The 16,445-nt window shown below is 63.7% G+C and carries 13 protein-coding genes; all 13 read right to left on the minus strand.

The features are described from left to right. Positions 1–91: 91 nt before the first annotated feature. Positions 92–1,594: a peptidoglycan DD-metalloendopeptidase family protein gene (locus ACYG9Z_RS02220; RefSeq protein ID WP_023725684.1), complete on the minus strand. Its 1,503-nt coding sequence runs from the start codon at positions 1,592–1,594 to the stop codon at positions 92–94. 355 nt (positions 1,595–1,949) lie between these two features. After that, on the minus strand, positions 1,950–2,603 hold the full coding sequence (locus tag ACYG9Z_RS02225) for a protein-L-isoaspartate(D-aspartate) O-methyltransferase (RefSeq protein WP_023751549.1): 654 nt from the start codon (positions 2,601–2,603) through the stop codon (positions 1,950–1,952). A gap of 26 nt (positions 2,604–2,629) precedes the next feature. After that, a complete protein-coding gene (gene surE / locus ACYG9Z_RS02230) occupies positions 2,630–3,391 on the minus strand; it encodes a 5'/3'-nucleotidase SurE (protein WP_023667684.1) in 762 nt (253 codons plus the stop codon). Then, positions 3,391–4,695 (minus strand): serine--tRNA ligase, encoded by a 1,305-nt coding sequence (serS, locus tag ACYG9Z_RS02235; RefSeq protein WP_023667685.1) that lies wholly within the window; start codon positions 4,693–4,695, stop codon positions 3,391–3,393. Before serS ends, surE begins: the two co-directional genes overlap by 1 nt. A gap of 109 nt (positions 4,696–4,804) precedes the next feature. Beyond that, positions 4,805–5,680, minus strand: coding sequence for a twin-arginine translocase subunit TatC (gene tatC / locus ACYG9Z_RS02240; RefSeq protein ID WP_023667686.1), 876 nt, complete (start codon positions 5,678–5,680; stop codon positions 4,805–4,807). Further along, positions 5,677–6,417 carry a Sec-independent protein translocase protein TatB gene (gene tatB, locus ACYG9Z_RS02245; RefSeq protein ID WP_023691107.1) on the minus strand — a complete coding sequence of 247 codons (741 nt, stop codon included), beginning with the start codon at positions 6,415–6,417 and terminating at the stop codon, positions 5,677–5,679. Before tatB ends, tatC begins: the two co-directional genes overlap by 4 nt. Positions 6,418–6,503: 86 nt before the next feature. After that, positions 6,504–6,725 carry a twin-arginine translocase TatA/TatE family subunit gene (locus tag ACYG9Z_RS02250; RefSeq protein ID WP_023681650.1) on the minus strand — a complete coding sequence of 74 codons (222 nt, stop codon included), beginning with the start codon at positions 6,723–6,725 and terminating at the stop codon, positions 6,504–6,506. A gap of 180 nt (positions 6,726–6,905) precedes the next feature. Next, on the minus strand, positions 6,906–7,673 hold the full coding sequence (gene scpB / locus ACYG9Z_RS02255; RefSeq protein ID WP_023735290.1) for an SMC-Scp complex subunit ScpB: 768 nt from the start codon (positions 7,671–7,673) through the stop codon (positions 6,906–6,908). Further along, entirely contained in the window at positions 7,670–8,470 is an 801-nt protein-coding gene (locus ACYG9Z_RS02260; RefSeq protein WP_023751550.1) for a segregation and condensation protein A, read from the minus strand. The genes scpB and ACYG9Z_RS02260 overlap by 4 nt, the downstream gene beginning before the upstream one ends. A gap of 174 nt (positions 8,471–8,644) precedes the next feature. Continuing rightward, positions 8,645–9,664, minus strand: coding sequence for a beta-N-acetylhexosaminidase (nagZ, locus tag ACYG9Z_RS02265; protein ID WP_023735289.1), 1,020 nt, complete (start codon positions 9,662–9,664; stop codon positions 8,645–8,647). Between the two features lie 133 nt (positions 9,665–9,797). Then, positions 9,798–13,241 carry an SPOR domain-containing protein gene (locus ACYG9Z_RS02270; RefSeq protein WP_023751551.1) on the minus strand — a complete coding sequence of 1,148 codons (3,444 nt, stop codon included), beginning with the start codon at positions 13,239–13,241 and terminating at the stop codon, positions 9,798–9,800. 103 nt (positions 13,242–13,344) lie between these two features. Then, positions 13,345–15,108, minus strand: coding sequence for an arginine--tRNA ligase (argS, locus tag ACYG9Z_RS02275; protein ID WP_023751552.1), 1,764 nt, complete (start codon positions 15,106–15,108; stop codon positions 13,345–13,347). Positions 15,109–15,170: 62 nt separating this feature from the next. After that, on the minus strand, positions 15,171–16,385 hold the full coding sequence (locus tag ACYG9Z_RS02280; RefSeq protein ID WP_023751553.1) for a deoxyguanosinetriphosphate triphosphohydrolase: 1,215 nt from the start codon (positions 16,383–16,385) through the stop codon (positions 15,171–15,173). Between the last annotated feature and the right edge of the window lie 60 nt (positions 16,386–16,445).

The following is a 16,445-nucleotide window of genomic DNA, read 5'->3' on the forward strand; positions in this document are numbered from 1 at the left end:
GTCAGGTCACTGAAAAAGCCCGCCCCTTGCGGAGCGGGCTGAGCCGGCGGGCCGGACTGGAGGTCAGACGGCCTGCAAAACGTTTATTGTTCTATTCGAGATAGCCAGAGGGGTCGACCGGGGCCGAGTTCTTGCGCACTTCGAAGTGCAGTTTCGGCGAGTCGGTGGTGCCGCTCATGCCCGACAACGCGATTTCCTGGCCGCGCTTGACCTTCTGGCCGCGCTGCACCTCGATAGAACTGGCGTGGCCATAGACGGTGACCAGCCCGTTTTCGTGGCGCACCAGCACCGTGTTGCCGAATTCCTTGAGGCCGTCGCCGGCATAGATGACCACGCCATTCTCGGCCGCCTTGACCGGCGTTCCCTCAGGCACGGCGATGTCGACACCGTCCTTGCCGCCACCAAAATTGGAGATGACGCGGCCACGCACCGGCCAACGCATCTTGCCGATGCCGGTGGCATCAGGCGCGACAGCATCGTCGTCCTCGGCCTGCTGGATGACCTTGGCATCCTTCTTCGGCGGCGTGTAGGTGGCGAGCGTCTCCGTCGGCTTTGCCGCAGGCTGGGTTGCGGCCGTCGTCACCGGATCAACTTTGGCCGGCTTGGCGCTTGCAACCGTTGCGGTGCCACCGGCGGGAACCTTCAGCGTCTGGCCAATCTTGAGCAGACCGTCCTGCATGCCGTTGGCCTGCTTCAGCGCCACGACGCCAACCCCGGTCTTCCTGGCGATGGAGGACAGGCTATCGCCCGACTGCACCGTGTAGGTGCCGGCACCTGCCTTTGGCGCCGCTGCGGCCGTCTGCTGCGCCGGCTTGTCGGTCTTCGGCTTGTTCGCGGCCGAAGCGTCGACCTGCGCGGCGGACTTGCCGTCCTTGAGCTTCGGCTGCTGCGGCAGCACGGCGACCTTCTCCGGAGCCGGCGTCTTGGGGCTGTTCGCCGGCTTGCCGTCGGCAACTTTCGGCTCGGTCCCCTTGCTCGAATAGGCATAGGCCGGGATGACCAGCTTCTGGCCGGTCTTCAGCCCCTTGGTGGCGCTCAAGCCGTTGACCTTCATGATGACGTCGGCCGGCACGTGATAGCGATGGGCGATGCCGGAAATGGTCTCGCCGTCCCTGACGACGATCTCCGTGGCGTGCGGCGTGCCGGCGGCAACTGGTTTCGGATCGGAGTCACCGGCATTCTTGAACGGCCTTGCCGGCTGCACGGTGCCGGTGGTCGTCCTGTCGACATGCGGTGCCGGCGCAAGTGCAGGCGCGGAAGCGGTGCGCATCGGAGCGGCTTTGGGCGCGCTCGGCGGCGGCAGCTGCTGGACGGTGACCGGCTCCAGGCTGGAGCGGCTGACCGACTGGTTATGGCTGCCATCGACAGGTGCTGCAGCGATCGGCTCGGGCGCCACATCGCCCGGATAGGGCTGCGCGGTGCTCTGCTTGTCGATGATGGCGCGCTGATTGTTGGTCGAGGAGGTGAAGACGTCGTCGACACCGTTGAACCGCGAGACCTGGGAGCTACACCCCGCTGCCATTCCGGCTAGCATGAGGACAGCGCAGCCCCGCGACAGAGTACGCCCGTTTGCCTTCATAACACTGAATTGCATCGCACTAACCCGCAGACCCGGTACACACTGGTCATGATTAAAGCGCGTTAATGTTACTGGCGGGTTAACCCCATAGAATCGGACGCAAATTTTCTTAAAACATTTTGTAAGGCGCCTTCACCAACGTCGTCATCCCTGGGCGAAGCAGGCGCGAAGCGCCGTCGCGGAGACCCTGGGATCCATTCCGTGACATTGGCCGAAGAATGCAGCAGAGCAGAATTCTGCGCCGTAGCTACGCCTTGATGGCGCGGCATGGATCCTCGGGTCTGCGCTGCGTCGCTACGCTCCTTGCTTCGCCCGTGGATGACGAAACGATCGGCTTCGGCTTACCTTCGAAGCGCGTGACAGGCAGAATTCAGATAACCGCCGCAACGCTGCGCAGGATCGGCTGCAGGCGCACGGTGCCGATATCCTCGCGCTCGAAGCGGCTGCCGACCTTGGTCAGCTTGGCCAGCACCTGCTCGCCCTCCTCCGGCCCGATCGGGGCAATGACGATGCCGCCGCTCGACAATTGGTCGAGCAGGAAGCGCGGCAGGCTGTCGAAAGCCGCCCAGGCTACGATGCGGTCGAACGGCGCTTCGTTGGCAAGGCCGGTGGAACCATCGGCCTGGCGCACGATGACATTGCCGATGCCGAGCGCCTCGAAGCGTTGCCTGGCCTGCTCGGCCAGCGTCTTGTAGCGGTCGACGCTGACGATGCGAGCCGCGAGCCGCGACATCACCGCTGCCGTGTAGCCCGAGCCGGTGCCGATCTCGAGCACCCGGTTGCCGGGCTCTATTGCCAGGGCCGCAATCACCGCCGCCTGCCGGTCGGCGCCCTCGATCGCCTCGCCGCACTCGATCGGCAGCATGCCGTCCGACCAGGCGATCGAATGGAACTGGCCGTTGAGGAAGCCGCGCCGCGGCGTCGCCTCGAAGGCTGCGATCAACGCCTTCGGCACCGCGCCTTGGCCGCGCAGGCGCAGCAGGAAAGCGGCAAAACCCTCGCGATCGTCGAGCGGCAAGTTCATGCCAGAACCTTCTTCATGCGAACACCTTATTCAGCCAGCGCCTTGGTCAGTTGGTCACGGATTTCATGCGCGGTGAGGTCAAGCTGCAGCGGCGTCACAGACACGAGCCGGTTGCGCAGAGCATGGAGATCGGTGCCCTGCTTGCCCTCGACCGGCTCGCGGCCGAAGCGCAGCCAGTAATAAGGCAGGCCGCGCCCGTCGCGGCGCTCGTCGACCCACAGGCTGTGCACCAGCTTGCCTTGCGACGTCACGACGGTGCCGGCGACCTCGTCAGGCAGGCAGTTGGGAAAGTTGACGTTGAGCAGCACGCCGTCCGGCAGCGGCATGGCGACGAGCTTTTTCAGCAGCGCCGGCGCCAGCACCTCGGTGGTCTCATAGGGAACGACGCGGTCCTCGCCGACATAGGAATAACCCTGGCTGAGTGCGATCGAGCGGATGCCGAGCAGCGCGCCTTCCATGGCGCCGGCGACGGTGCCGGAATAGGTGACGTCGTCGGCGATGTTGGCGCCGGAATTGACACCGGACAGGATCAGGTCCGGCGCGCCAGGCAGGATCTTCTTGACGCCCATGATGACGCAGTCGGTCGGCGTGCCGCGCACGGCGTAGTGTTTCTCGCCGATCTTGCGCAGCCGGAGCGGCTCCGAGATCGACAGCGAGTGCGCGTAGCCGGACTGGTCCTGCTCCGGCGCCACGACCCAGACATCGTCCGACAGCGTGCGGGCGATGCGTTCGAGCGACGCCAGGCCCTCGGCATGGATGCCGTCATCATTGGTCAGAAGGATGCGCATTACTTCGATTCGATCTTCGCCAGACCGCCCATATAAGGCCGCAGCACTTCAGGAATGGTTACGCTGCCATCCTCATTCTGGTAGTTTTCGATGACGGCAATCAGCGCACGGCCGACAGCGGTGCCCGAACCGTTCAGCGTGTGCACAAAGCGGTTGCCCTTGCCATCCCGGTCCTTGTAGCGGGCATCCATGCGCCTGGCCTGGAAGTCGCCGCAGACCGAGCAGGACGAGATTTCGCGATAGGCGTTCTGGCCGGGCAGCCAGACCTCGATGTCGTAGGTCTTGCGCGCGCCAAACCCCATGTCGCCCGTGCACAGGACCATGGTGCGGAACGGCAGCTCCAGTCGCTTCAGCACCTCTTCCGCGCACTGCGTCATCCGCTCGTGCTCGGCGAGCGAAGACTCCTGGTCGGTGACCGAGACCAGCTCGACCTTGTAGAACTGGTGCTGGCGCAACATGCCGCGCGTGTCGCGGCCGGCGGAGCCCGCTTCCGAGCGGAAGCACGGCGTCAGCGCCGTATAGCGCAGCGGCAGCTTTTCATGGGCCGTGATTTCTTCGCGCACCAGGTTGGTGAGCGGGACCTCGGCGGTTGGAATCAACCCGAGCCGGCCATCGCCATGCTGCACGAAGAACAGGTCGTCCTCGAATTTCGGCAGCTGGTTGGTCCCGAAAAGCACTTCGTCGCGCACCATCAGTGGCGGGATGACTTCTTCATAGCCATGCTCGGTCGTGTGCAGATCGAGCATGAACTGGCCGATGGCGCGCTCCATCCGCGCCAGCCCGCTCTTCAGCACGGTGAAGCGTGATCCCGACAGCTTTGCCGCCCGCTCGAAATCCATCATGCCGAGCGCTTCGCCGATCTCGAAATGCTCCTTCACCCAGTTCGGCCGGGTCGGCACCTCGCCGACGATATGCTTGACGACATTGTCGTGCTCGTCCTTGCCGACCGGCACGTCGTCGAGCGGCACATTCGGCAGCACCGCCAGCGCATCGTTCAGCGTCTTGTCGAGCTCGCGCTCGCGCGCCTCGCCATTCTGGATGAAGGTCTTGATATCGCCGACTTCGGCCTTGAGCTTTTCGGCAAGTGCCGTGTCGCCCGAACGCATGGCGTTGCCGATCTCCTTCGAGGCGGCGTTGCGGCGTTCCTGCTTGGTCTGCAGCTCGGTGACGTGCTCGCGCCGCGCTTCGTCCTTCTTGATCAGCTCATCGACCGTGGACTGCGCCTCGTCAGCCGACCACGAGCGCTTGGCCAGCGCCTCGACAAGGGCCTTCGGGTTGTCGCGAATCCATTTGATATCAAGCATGGTTGGTCGTCCTCGAGCTAAGGCCTGAGGGCGTAAACCGCATCCTTCATCGATGCAAGATGGCGGCTGTCGCGTTTTTCCGCTAACGCGGATACCCGAACGCGACAGCCTATGAACGAGCCTGCTTTGAGGACGCGTCCGCCGCCTTTTCGGCCACGGCTTCGGCGGCTTCCTGCTTCTCGCGCGCCAGCTTCTGCTTGACCTGATCGCGCTCGATCAGCCGGGCCGCCCAGATCGACACCTCGTAGAGCAGGATGGTCGGGATGGCCAAACCGATCTGGCTCATCGGATCAGGCGGCGTCAGCACCGCCGCGACGACGAAGGCGATGACGATCGCCCATTTGCGCTTCTCGGCCAGCGCCTTCGACGACAGCATGCCGACGCGCGTCATCAGGCTGGTCACCACCGGCAGCTGGAACACCAGGCCGAAGGAGAAGATCAGCGTCATGATCAGGCTGAGATATTCCGACACTTTCGGCAGCAGCGAGATCTGCACCTGGTCGTCGGTGCCGGCCTGCTGCATGGCGAGGAAGAACCACATCACCATCGGCGTGAAGAAGAAATAGACCAGCGACGCTCCCATCAGGAACAGGATCGGCGATGCGATAAGGAACGGCAGGAAGGCGTTGCGTTCGTTCTTGTAGAGGCCTGGCGCGATGAATTTGTAGATCTGCGTGGCGATCAGCGGAAAGGCGATGACCATGCCGCCGAACATGGCGAGCTTGACCTGGGTGAAGAAGAATTCCTGCGGCGCCGTATAGATCAGCTCGACCTTGTGCGGATCGAGCCCGGCCCACTGCGTGGCCCACTTGAACGGAACGACCAAAAGATTGAACAGCTTCTTGGCAAAGAAGAAGCAGACGAGGAAGGCGACGAAGAAACCGCCGATCGACCAGATCAGCCGCCGGCGCAGTTCGATCAGATGCTCCATCAGCGGAGCCGACGACTTCTCGATCTCGTCCTTTTCGCTGTCCGTAATGCTCACTTGGCGGCCCCCGCCGTCTTCTTGGACGCGGGCTTCGTGGCCGGCGCAGGCTTCGGCTCAGCCTTTGCGACTGCCTTCGGTGCAGCAGCGGGCTTGGTGGCGGCTTTTCCAGGTGCAGCCTTGGCGGGCGCCGCTGACGGCTTGGCCGCAACCTTCGCCGCAGGCGCCGGCTTTGCCGGTGCTGCCTTGGCTGCCGCTGTTTTGGTTGCCGGGGCCTTTGATATCGCAGCCCCCTTGGCGCGCGCGTTTCGTGGCGCTGCTGTTGCTGCAGCCGGTGTCACCACCGCCTGATCGGTCATCGCCGGAAGGATCGGCGCCGCCGGCGCTGTTTCCGGTCCGTTGACACCCGGCATCACCGTCGCGCCGTTCTTGAGCGGCTCGGCCGGCTGTGGTGTTTCTGCCGCGGGCGTTGAGGGGTCGACGGCGGGCTTCGGCTTCATCACCGCATCGACGCCGGAGCGAACCTCGGCTGCCGCCTGTTCGAACGGATTGAGCTGCTTGCGGATTTCGGCCGCCGGATTGAGGCCGCGCAGCGTATCGACAGACTTCTTGACGTCGTCGAGCTCGGCTTCCTTCAACGCCTCGTTGAACTGCTTCTGGAAGTCGGAGGCCATGGCACGCAGCTTCGCCGTCGTGCGGCCGAAGGTGCGCAGCATATTGGGCAAATCCTTGGGTCCGACGACCACGATCATGACGATCGCGATCACCAGCATTTCGGTCCAGCCGACTTCAAACATGGCAATCAGTTCCGACTAGTGCTTGTCGCCCAACAGTGCGAAGCGGTTTTGGGACAACGACTTGCACAAAAGCAACAACCTTCGGCTCAGCTCTTGCTGGCCTTTTCCTTCACTGCCGAAACGGTCTCGTCCGGGCGGTGCTCGACGGTGCGCTTGTCTTCGGCGGTATCGTCGTCGGCCATGCCCTTCTTGAAGCTCTTGATGCCCTTGGCCATGTCGCCCATCAGCTCGGGTATCTTGCCGCGGCCGAACACCAGCAGCACGATCACCAGCACGATCATCCAGTGCCAAATCGAAAATGAACCCATTGTAACTCTCTCTCGAATGTTTTCCCTGGCGATGATCTATGCGTTTTCGCGTTGGGATTCAAACACAACAGCGACAAAGTTTATGAAGGCGCGGTCTATGTCACGCATTTTCGGCAAAGCTGCCCGCTACCAATCGGCGCATCTACCGCAGCAATGCAGCTTTTTGACAGCGGCTTGCGGTCAATCTTCCGTGACGCGCGGCGTCAGCAGGCCGAGTTCCTCGAGATCGATGTCGGTCAACGCATCCTCGTCCTCGGTCAGCGCGTCCGGATCGGCCGGCGGCAACGGGATGGCGAAATTCGACGGCATTCGGCCGGAAAGCAGCCCTGCCCCCTTCAGTTCGTCCATGCCGGGAAGATCGCGGATATCCTCCAGTGCGAAATGGTCGAGGAAAGTGTCTGTCGTGCCGTAGGTGACGGGACGGCCGGGCGTGCGGCGGCGGCCGCGCATGCGCACCCATTCCGTTTCGAGCAGCGTATCCAGCGTGCCCTTCGAGGTCTCGACGCCTCTGATGTCCTCGATCTCGGCGCGCGTCACCGGCTGGTGGTAGGCGATGATCGCCAGCACTTCGAGCGCCGCGCGCGACAGCTTGCGCTGCTGCACCGTGTCGCGGCTCATCAGGAAGGCGAGATCGCCGGCGGTACGGAAAGCCCAGGCATCGCCGACCCGGACCAGATTGACGCCGCGCCGCGCATAGATCTGCTGCAGCTCAGCCATGGCAGCGGCTATGCTGATGCCGTCGGGCAATCTGGCTGCGAGCTGCTTTTCGCTGACCGGCTCGGCGCTGGCGAACACAATCGCCTCGGCCATGCGTATGGCTTCGGCCATATGCAGCCGTTCGCCAGGATTCAGAAGCAGGGTATCAGTCGGATCCTGGGCGATAATGCCCTCCTCGGTCTCTTCTTCGACCTTGAACGGAATGACCGAAGCGTTGGCGCGTTCGCTCATGATGCCACCTCGACTGCCTTGATTGGTTGCGCGCGGCCGCGCAGATAGAGCGGCGCGAACACCTGGTCCTGTCGCATCTCGATGCTGCCTTCGCGCACCAGTTCCAGCGACGCCGCAAACGAGCTGGCAATCGCGGTACGCCGTTCGTCCGGGCTGGTCAGGTAATTGATCAGATAGCTGTCCAGCGCCGTCCAGTCGCGCAGCGAGCCGATCAGCCGGGTCAGGATATCGCGCGCATCCTTGAGCGACCACACGCCACGCCGGGCAATTGTCACATTGGTGATCGCCTGTTTCTGGCGCTGCTGCGCATAGGCGGTGAGCAAATCGTAGAGCGAGGCCGAATAGGCGTTACGCTTCTCGACGATGACCATCTCAGGCATGCCGCGTGCAAACACGTCGCGGCCGAGCCGGTTGCGGTTGACCAGCCTTGCCGAGGCGTCGCGCATGGCCTCCAGACGCTTCAGCCGGAACTGCAGCACCGCGGCCAGTTCCTCGCCGCTTTCGCCTTCCTCGCCGGGCTGCTTGGGGATGAGGAGCTTCGACTTGAGGAAGGCCAGCCACGCCGCCATCACCAGGTAGTCGGCGGCAAGCTCAAGCCTCAGCGCCGTCGCCGTCTCGACGAAGGTCAGATATTGCTCGACCAGCGCCAAGATGGAAATCCGCGACAGATCGACCTTTTGGTTGCGGGCGAGATGCAGCAAGAGGTCGAGCGGACCTTCGAACCCGGCGACGTCGACGACCAGCGACGGGTCGCCGGTGACCCGTGAATCGTCGTTCTCGGCCCACAGACGGTCCATCGGTGCGGCCTTCGCAGCCTTGCTGTCCAATGTCTCCGCCACTTGTTCCTTTACCTCTGGTTAGAGCATGATGCCGAAAAGTGTGAAGCGGTTTTCGGACGACATCATGCTCTCTCTATCTAATTTAGAGACGGATTCAGATTTCAGGTCGAACAGACCTGAAATCATCCGTCTCTAGGCCACCGCATCGAAATAGGTGGCAAACTCGGCGCGTATCTCGGTTTCGTCGGCCCGGTCGCGATCCCTTATATAGGTCAGCGCCCGGTTGGCGCGCTCCAGCGACGTCCCTTCAAGTCCCGTGGTTCGCGATGCGATGCCTGCCATCTCCTCGAAAACGCCATTGCAGTGAAGGACCAGATCGCAGCCCGCCGCAAGGATCGAGGCCGCCTTTGTCGGGAAATCCCCAGAAAGTGCCTTCATCGAGGTGTCGTCGCTCATCAACAGCCCGTCGAAGCCGATCTCGCGGCGGATGATCTCGTCGATGACCTTGCCTGAGGTGGTCGCTGGGTTGTTCGGATCGATGGCGCTGTAGACGACATGCGCCGTCATCGCCATCGGCAGATGGCTAAGCTCGCGGAAAGGGGCGAAATCATGCCGCTGCAGGTCGCTCAGCGAGGCGTCGACCACAGGCAGCTCGAAATGCGTGTCGGCGAAGGCGCGTCCATGGCCCGGAATATGCTTCATGACCGGCAACACGCCGCCGGACATCAGCCCTTCCGCGGCGGCGCGGCCAAGTTCGATGACCGGGCGCGGCTCCTTGCCATAGGCGCGCGCGCCGATGACGTCGCTGGCGCCCTCGATCGGCACGTCCAGCACCGGCAGGCAATCGGCCGAGATACCGAAGCGCAACAGGTCGAAGGCGTGCAGCCGCGCCATCAGCCAGGCAGCGCGGGTGCCGGCATCATGGTCCTTGCGCCACAATGCACCGAGCGCGCCGCCGGCGGGATAGTTCGGCGCCAGCGGCGGCCGCAGGCGCTGCACCCGGCCACCTTCCTGATCGATGAACACCAGCGCATCGGGGCGCCCGATACAGTCGCGCATTTCGGCGACCAGATCGCGGATCTGCTCGGTTTCGCCGATGTTGCGCGCAAACAGGATGAAGCCCCACGGGCATTCATTGCGATAGAAACGGATTTCTTCGCGGGTCAGCGATTTCCCGGCACAGCCGAGGATCATGGATTTTGATTCGGTCATTCCACCAGTTTAGGGCTTCGCGCCGGCAAAGGGAATCTCCCCGGACGGCAAGCGCCTCAACCTCTCGCCCATCCACATGAAAAAGCCGGCGCGACCCTTGGGAACGCACCGGCTCTGATAATTGGATCCGGCCTTACCGAGACACGAAGCAGTTGCCGCCGGCAGCCTTGTAGCTGGTGCACAGATTGATCGCATCGTTGCGCGATTGCGCAGGCACCCGGACACGGTAGAAGGTGCCCTTGCCGGCGATCTCCGCCTTGACGATGTTGGCGGTGCGACCGGCGAGCACATTTCCATAGCGGCGCTGCAGGTCGGCGTAGTTGGCCTGGGCGCTTTCGACCGTCGGCTGCGAAGCGATCTGCATCGACCACGAACCGCCCGATGTCGAAGCCGTCGCCGGAATGGAGGCAACCTGGTCGGGCTTGACCTCGCCGACCACGTCGACCGGCTGGTCGGACGGGCGCTGCGGCGCTACGGCAACCGTCTGCGGCGTGTTGGCGGACTGGGTCTCAGCCTTCGGCGTGGCCGCCGGCTTCACCGGCTTGACCGGCTTGGCGGTCTCGGCACTTGCCTGGTCGCTATTTGCCTGATCGGCAGGCGCCACGGTGCCGGTCTGCTCGGCATCGGCCGAAGGGGCGACGTGCTGCGGCGCCGGGTCAAGCGGCTCAGTCGCCGCAACCTGTGGCGCGGCCGGCGTCGAGTCCTCGCGGGCCACCAACGAGCCGTCGGGCTTGACCACCATGGTCCGCACCTTGCGCGGGGCAACGGCGACCGTATCGGGGTTCTTGTCGGCTTCCTGCAGCACCTGAGCGATGCGGTCCTCGGACTTTGGCGCCGGCGCGACAGCCGCGTCGGGGTTGACGGCAGCTTCGGGGTTGCCGGCAGCGTCGGGGCCTGGGGCAGCGTCGGTATCGTCGGGCGACAGATCGACGACGCGGCTTTCAGGCTCCTGCGCCTTCACATCGACCGGCTCTTCGGTGTTGGTGACCAGCTTCTCCTGAACCGGCTCGGCCGGCTTGGTGCCCTTGGCGACCGCATCATAAACCTTGTTGTCCTGGTTCGGCACCACGGCGCCGCCCGGATTTTCGGGCTTGACCTTGATCGGCCTGTTGTCGGCTTTGACAATGACCGGCGCATCGCCGCCGCCCTTTCCGCCGAACGACAAGGCGAAGGCGCCAAGGCCGCCGGCAATCGCAACCGCAGCAACGACCCCCGCGACCAGCAGGCCGCTCCTGCGCGGCCGTGCGGCTTCCTGCTCGGCGAGGCCCGGCACCGCCATTGCCTCGTCCAGATCCGGATCGTAGTCGAGTTCGTCGACCGCGAAATCGTCGGCCTGCGAAACCGGCTGGCTGCCGGGCAGATCGTCCATGTCGAAGCCGCCGGCGGAATCGGCGTGGTGAGCTTGCGTGGCTGCAAGCACTTCGGCTGGCCGCGCAGCATAGGCGCGCTGGTCGAGCTCGTGGCCCGAACTGAAGCCGGAACTGTAGGAATCGTCATCATAGCCGGCACTGCGTGCGGCAGTGGGCGGCGCCACTTCCACCGCGTTCATGTCGTTGAGCATGCCGGCGAATTCGGCGTCGATGTCGTCATAGGCGGCCGGCTCGTCTTGCTCGAAGCTGAGTTCTGGAATGTCGAGGTCGTCGGCAATCGCCACCACACGCTCCGGCACATCGACCGTCTCGACATCCGGCATCTCGTCATAGGCCTGAGGCGGCGCCTGGCGCGATGGCGTCGGCGCCACATAGGCAGCAGCGGCAACCGGCTGGTCGCGATAGCTTGGCGCTGCCGCCGGCGGCATGGACGGCTTTTCTGCAAAAGAAGCTTGCGGCTGCGCTGCAAAAGAAGGTTGCGGCTGCGCTGCAAAGGAAGGCTGGGCCGGGGTGGGAGTCACGCGGCTCCACGAACGCGCCGGCTCCGGCGGCGTCGAGCGCCAATCGCCAGCGACCGGTGCTGCCGTATCGTCATGACCGAGATCGATGCCCTTGGCCAGCGCCGCGTCGAAGGCGTGATCATCGAACTCGATCTCGGGCACATGGCCTTCAAGTTCGCCGGCAAGCAGATCGTCGAAATCGGCATCGTCCGCCTGGGCCTCCTGAGGAGCAGGCGCGTGTTCGTCCAGGTCCCAGTCGAGATTATCGACCGGAGCGACCGGCGTCGCGACGGACCGCTGCACCGGGGCAACCGGCTCATAAGTCCTGGTGGGCTCGATGGCGGCAGCCCTGGTGGGCTCGGTGACCACCGGAATCGGGGCGACTGGCGCCGGGCGTGGTGTGGTCATGGCGCCAAGCAGCGCGTTGAGTTCATCTTCCAACGTCCGTTCGTCAGCTACCGGAGCGGCCGGGGTCGCCATATTGGTAGGCGCCACATAGGCTGGTGCGACCGGAGTTGGCTGAACCGGAGCGGGTGCGGTCTCGGCCACCGGCTCGTGATCGGCAAGCGCATCATCGATGCTCAGATCGAAATCGTCGAATGCTTCGTGCGCAGTCTCATGAGAGGGGCTGGCCTCCACGGTCCAGGCCGGCGTCTCGTCCACTTCCGGCGCATCCATCTCAACCGGCGCGCTGACCTGCAGATCGCTGACATCCAGATCGCGCTCTTCCGGATCCTCGGCCTCAACAGGCTGAGCCTCGAAAGCCTGAGGCTCGAAATGCTCGGCTGCAAAATCCTGGGCTGCAAAATCCTGGGCTGCAAAATCCTGGGCCGCAAAGTCCATGTCGACATCGGCCATCGCGTCATCGAAATGACCCGCAAAATCCTCGTCGGCAACAGCGTGGTCGGCGGAGCCGACGGCGTCGAAGGTATGGATCGGCGCCTCGGCTACTGGCGCGGCATACTGGTCCTGCGCCGGCGCAGGACCGTCCAGCGTCAGCTCGTCTTCCAGCGACATCGAGACGGCATTGTCGAAATCATCGTCGAACGCGAGATCGTCGGCAGGCGCAGCAGCAACCTGCGCGACATCTGCGGCATGGGCGACGGTCGCGCCGTCATCGAGCAGCAACCCCTGCTCGAGCGAAGCGGCAAGGTCGTCATCCATCGGCAGGTCGTCTTCGAGCGGCGATACGTTTTCCAGCGAGCTGGCCACGGCATTGTCGAAATCATCGTCGAATGCAGCTTCGTCGAATGCGGGCTCGGCAAACGAAGGTTCGGCAAACGAGGGTTCAACGGGAGCAGCCGCAGCCTGCGGGGCAGCGCCGAAATCCAGATCGGCGGCATCGTCGAAGACGAAATCATATTCCAGCGAAGCAGCCAGCGCATCGTCCATCGCGGCATCGGTGGTTTCGAAAGCCGGCTCGCGAATCTCGGCAGCAGGTTCGTAGGGCTCAGCGGCAGGCTGGTGAACCTCGGGAGCTGGCTGGCTGGCCTCCATGGAACCGACTTCATCGCCGAATTCGCCCATCAACTCCTTCTCGAGGTCGATGTCGAAATCGCCCTCGTCTGCAGCCGTCTCGACGGCTGGCGCCTGCGGCTTGACCGGCTGGCGCGGATCGAAACCCATGATCCTGGTCAGTTCAGCGAACGGATCATCTTCGGCGATGTCGTTGTTGTCGGCTACTCTCAGCTGGGTTCTGTCTGCCATTATTGTTCCCGAACTCGCACTCATTCGGACGCCATGGACGTCGCGTAGGGTTGGCCCTTACCAGCGCAATGTGGGCAAATGGTGACAGGTGTTTTGGTTAAACCTAACGCATCTCAGTGGGCGCATCAGCCCCAATCAGCGTCAGGCCGGAGGTCAAAACATCCGAAACAGCCTGCACCAGCCCTAGTCTGGCATGAGTCAATTGTCGGTCGTTAACCTTAACAAAACGTAAGTCGGGATTCTCGGTGCCCCGATTCCAGTGTCCATGGAAGGTGGAAGCCAGATCGTAGAGGTAGAATGCCAGCCGGTGCGGCTCCAGCGCAAGGGCCGCGGATTCGATCAGCCTTGGATATTCAGCCAGCTTCCGGATCAGGCCGATCTCGCCCTCGTCGGTGAGCGACGCCGAGGCCGCGGCCAGGCTGTTGCGGTCGAAATTGGCCTCGCCCAGTTGCTCGCTCGCCTGCCGGAACACCGAATGACAGCGCGCCGAAGCGTACTGCACGTAGAACACGGGATTGTCCTTGGACTGTTCGGTGACCTTGGCGAAATCGAAGTCGAGCGGCGCGTCGCTCTTGCGGTAGAGCATCATGAAGCGGATAGCATCGCGGCCCACCTCCTCCACCGCTTCGCGCAAGGTCACGAAGTCGCCCGACCGCTTCGACATCCGAACCGGTTCGCCATCGCGAAACAGCTTCACCAGATTGCACAGGAGCACCGTGAGTTGCAGCTTCAGATCATCGCCTGCAATCGCCCGCGCCAGCGCTTCCAGCCGCTTGACGTAGCCGCCATGGTCGGCGCCCAGCACATAGATCAGGCCGACGAAACCGCGGTCGACCTTGTCCTTGAGATAGGCGACGTCGGCGGCGAAATAGGTGAACGAGCCGTCGGACTTGACCAGCGCCCGGTCCATGTCGTCGCCGACCGCCGTCGAGCGGAACAGCGTCTGCTCGCGGTCTTCCCAGTCGTCCGGCTTCTCGCCCTTGGGCGGCGGCAGCTTGCCCTTGTAGATATGGCCCTTCAGCGTCAGATCGTTGATCGCCGAGCGGATCCTCCTGGCATTGTCGGCATGCAGCGTGCGCTCGGAGAAGAAAACGTCGTGATGCACATTGAGCAACGCCAGATCCTCGCGGATCATCACCATCATGGCGTCGATCGTGCGATCCTTGACGATTGCCAGCGACTCATCGTCGGGCATCTGCAAGAGCTTGCGGCCAAATTCGGCAGCCAGCGCCTGACCGACCGGCACAAGGTAATCGCCGGGATAGAGGCCGGCCGGTATCTCGCCAATGTCGTCGCCCAGCGCTTCGCGGTAGCGCAGGAAGGCCGAACGCCCGAGCACGTCGATCTGCGCGCCGGCGTCGTTGATGATGTATTCCTTGGTGACGTCATAGCCGGCGAAGGCCATCAGATTGGCGAGCGTGTCGCCGACAACCGCGCCCCGGCAATGGCCGACATGCATCGGCCCGGTCGGATTGGCCGAGACATATTCGACATTGGTCTTCTTGCCGCCACCAATGGTCGAGCGGCCGTAGTTTTGCCCCTCGCCGAGCACCGCGGTCAGATGTGCCTGCCAGAAAGCGTCCTTGAGCCGGAGATTGACGAAGCCGGGACCGGCGACGTCGGCTTCGGCAACATCGGCGTCGCTGCGCAGCACTTCCACCAGCCGCTCGGCCAGCGCGCGCGGGTTCTGCCCGGTGGGCTTGGCCAGTACCATCGCCGCATTGGTGGCGAGATCGCCATGGCTGGCGTCGCGCGGCGGCTCGACGGCGATGCGCGACAGGTCGGGCGAAACGCCATTACTGTCTTTCAAATCAAGCGCTTCGACGGCTTTTGTGATTCGCGCGCTGAAATCGGCGAAGATGTTCATGGGTCTTGCTCTGGCGGACTGTGCAGGGGAACCGGCTCATTGGCCGGCAAATCGCGCCCGCCCTAGCTTAAATCGGGCGTATGGTCAAACAGACGGCGGTGTTCCTTCAAGGCGTAGGTATCCGTCATCCCCGCCAGGAAATCGGCGACGCTGCGCGCCTTGATGCGGTCCTCCGCCCGGTCGAGCCCCTCCCGCCAGCCGTCCGGCATGGCGCGCGGATCGGCGAAATAGACATCGAACAGGTCGCGCACGATCTGCTCGGCCTGAGTGCGAACGCGCATCACCTCGTCATGCCGGTAGAGATGCTTGTAGAGAAAGGTCTTCAATTCCTTCTCGGTCGCCGCCACGTCAGCGGAAAAGGTCACCATCGTTTCGCCCGCCGCCCGCACCGCTTCGGCGCTGTCAGGCTTGATGCGCTCAAGATTGGCGGTGGTGGAAACAATGACATCCTCGACCATCATCGTGATCTGCCGGCGCATCAGCTCATGGCCGGTGCGCACATCGTCCAGGCCCGGATAGCGCGCGCGCACGCTTGCCAGGATCGATCCCGGCAGCGCCACCGTTTCCAGCATGTCCAAGGTCAGGAAGCCGGAGCGCAGGCCGTCGTCGATGTCATGGGTGTTGTAGGCGATATCGTCGGCGATCGCAGCACATTGCGCCTCGATGCCGGCGAAATGGTCGAGTTCGAGGTCGTGCAACTCGGAATAGTCGCGGATCGCCTGCGGCACCGGGCCTTTGAGCCCTTTTCCCTTGGCGTGGGTCAGCGGGCCATTGTGCTTCACCAGGCCTTCCAGCGTTTCCCAGGTCAGGTTCAGCCCGTCGAACTCGGCATAGCGCCGCTCCAGCCGCGTCACCACGCGCAGCGACTGCGCATTGTGGTCGAAGCCGCCCCATTGGGCCATCCGCTCGTTCAGCGCGTCCTCGCCGGTATGGCCGAACGGCGTGTGACCGAAATCGTGCACCAAGGCGACCGCCTCGGCCAGATCCTCGTCGCCGCGCAGCGCTCGCGCCAGAGCCCGCGCAATCTGCGCCACCTCGATCGAATGCGTCAGCCGGGTGCGGTAGTGATCTCCTTCATGGGCGACGAACACCTGCGTCTTGTGCTTCAGGCGGCGGAAGGCAGTCGAATGAATGATACGGTCACGGTCGCGCTGGAATGGCGTGCGAGTCGGGCTCTCGACCTCGTCATAGAGCCGCCCGCGCGACCTGGCTGGGTCGCTGGCATAGGCCGCGCGCGGCCGATAGCCGAACCCAATGTCGCCAAGCTCATTTGTCATGGCTGATGCCGCCGCAGTTGACTTGCCCCTTCCCGCTTCATACCTATCATGTGAAACTGA

Source organism: Mesorhizobium sp. RSR380A (assembly GCF_054719385.1).

Excerpts from the sequence above, each read along its gene's own strand:
- ACYG9Z_RS02225 (WP_023751549.1), bottom strand. The coding sequence starts at position 2,603 with ATGAACTTGCCGCTCGACGATCGCGAGGGTTTTGCCGCTTTCCTGCTG.
- ACYG9Z_RS02260 (WP_023751550.1), bottom strand. The coding sequence starts at position 8,470 with ATGGACCGTCTGTGGGCCGAGAACGACGATTCACGGGTCACCGGCGAC.
- ACYG9Z_RS02250 (WP_023681650.1), bottom strand. The coding sequence starts at position 6,725 with ATGGGTTCATTTTCGATTTGGCACTGGATGATCGTGCTGGTGATCGTG.
- surE (WP_023667684.1), bottom strand. The coding sequence starts at position 3,391 with ATGCGCATCCTTCTGACCAATGATGACGGCATCCATGCCGAGGGCCTG.
- nagZ (WP_023735289.1), bottom strand. The coding sequence starts at position 9,664 with ATGACCGAATCAAAATCCATGATCCTCGGCTGTGCCGGGAAATCGCTG.
- ACYG9Z_RS02270 (WP_023751551.1), bottom strand. The coding sequence starts at position 13,241 with ATGGCAGACAGAACCCAGCTGAGAGTAGCCGACAACAACGACATCGCC.
- tatB (WP_023691107.1), bottom strand. The coding sequence starts at position 6,417 with ATGTTTGAAGTCGGCTGGACCGAAATGCTGGTGATCGCGATCGTCATG.
- ACYG9Z_RS02220 (WP_023725684.1), bottom strand. The coding sequence starts at position 1,594 with ATGCAATTCAGTGTTATGAAGGCAAACGGGCGTACTCTGTCGCGGGGC.
- argS (WP_023751552.1), bottom strand. The coding sequence starts at position 15,108 with ATGAACATCTTCGCCGATTTCAGCGCGCGAATCACAAAAGCCGTCGAA.
- ACYG9Z_RS02280 (WP_023751553.1), bottom strand. The coding sequence starts at position 16,385 with ATGACAAATGAGCTTGGCGACATTGGGTTCGGCTATCGGCCGCGCGCG.
- serS (WP_023667685.1), bottom strand. The coding sequence starts at position 4,695 with ATGCTTGATATCAAATGGATTCGCGACAACCCGAAGGCCCTTGTCGAG.
- scpB (WP_023735290.1), bottom strand. The coding sequence starts at position 7,673 with ATGAGCGAACGCGCCAACGCTTCGGTCATTCCGTTCAAGGTCGAAGAA.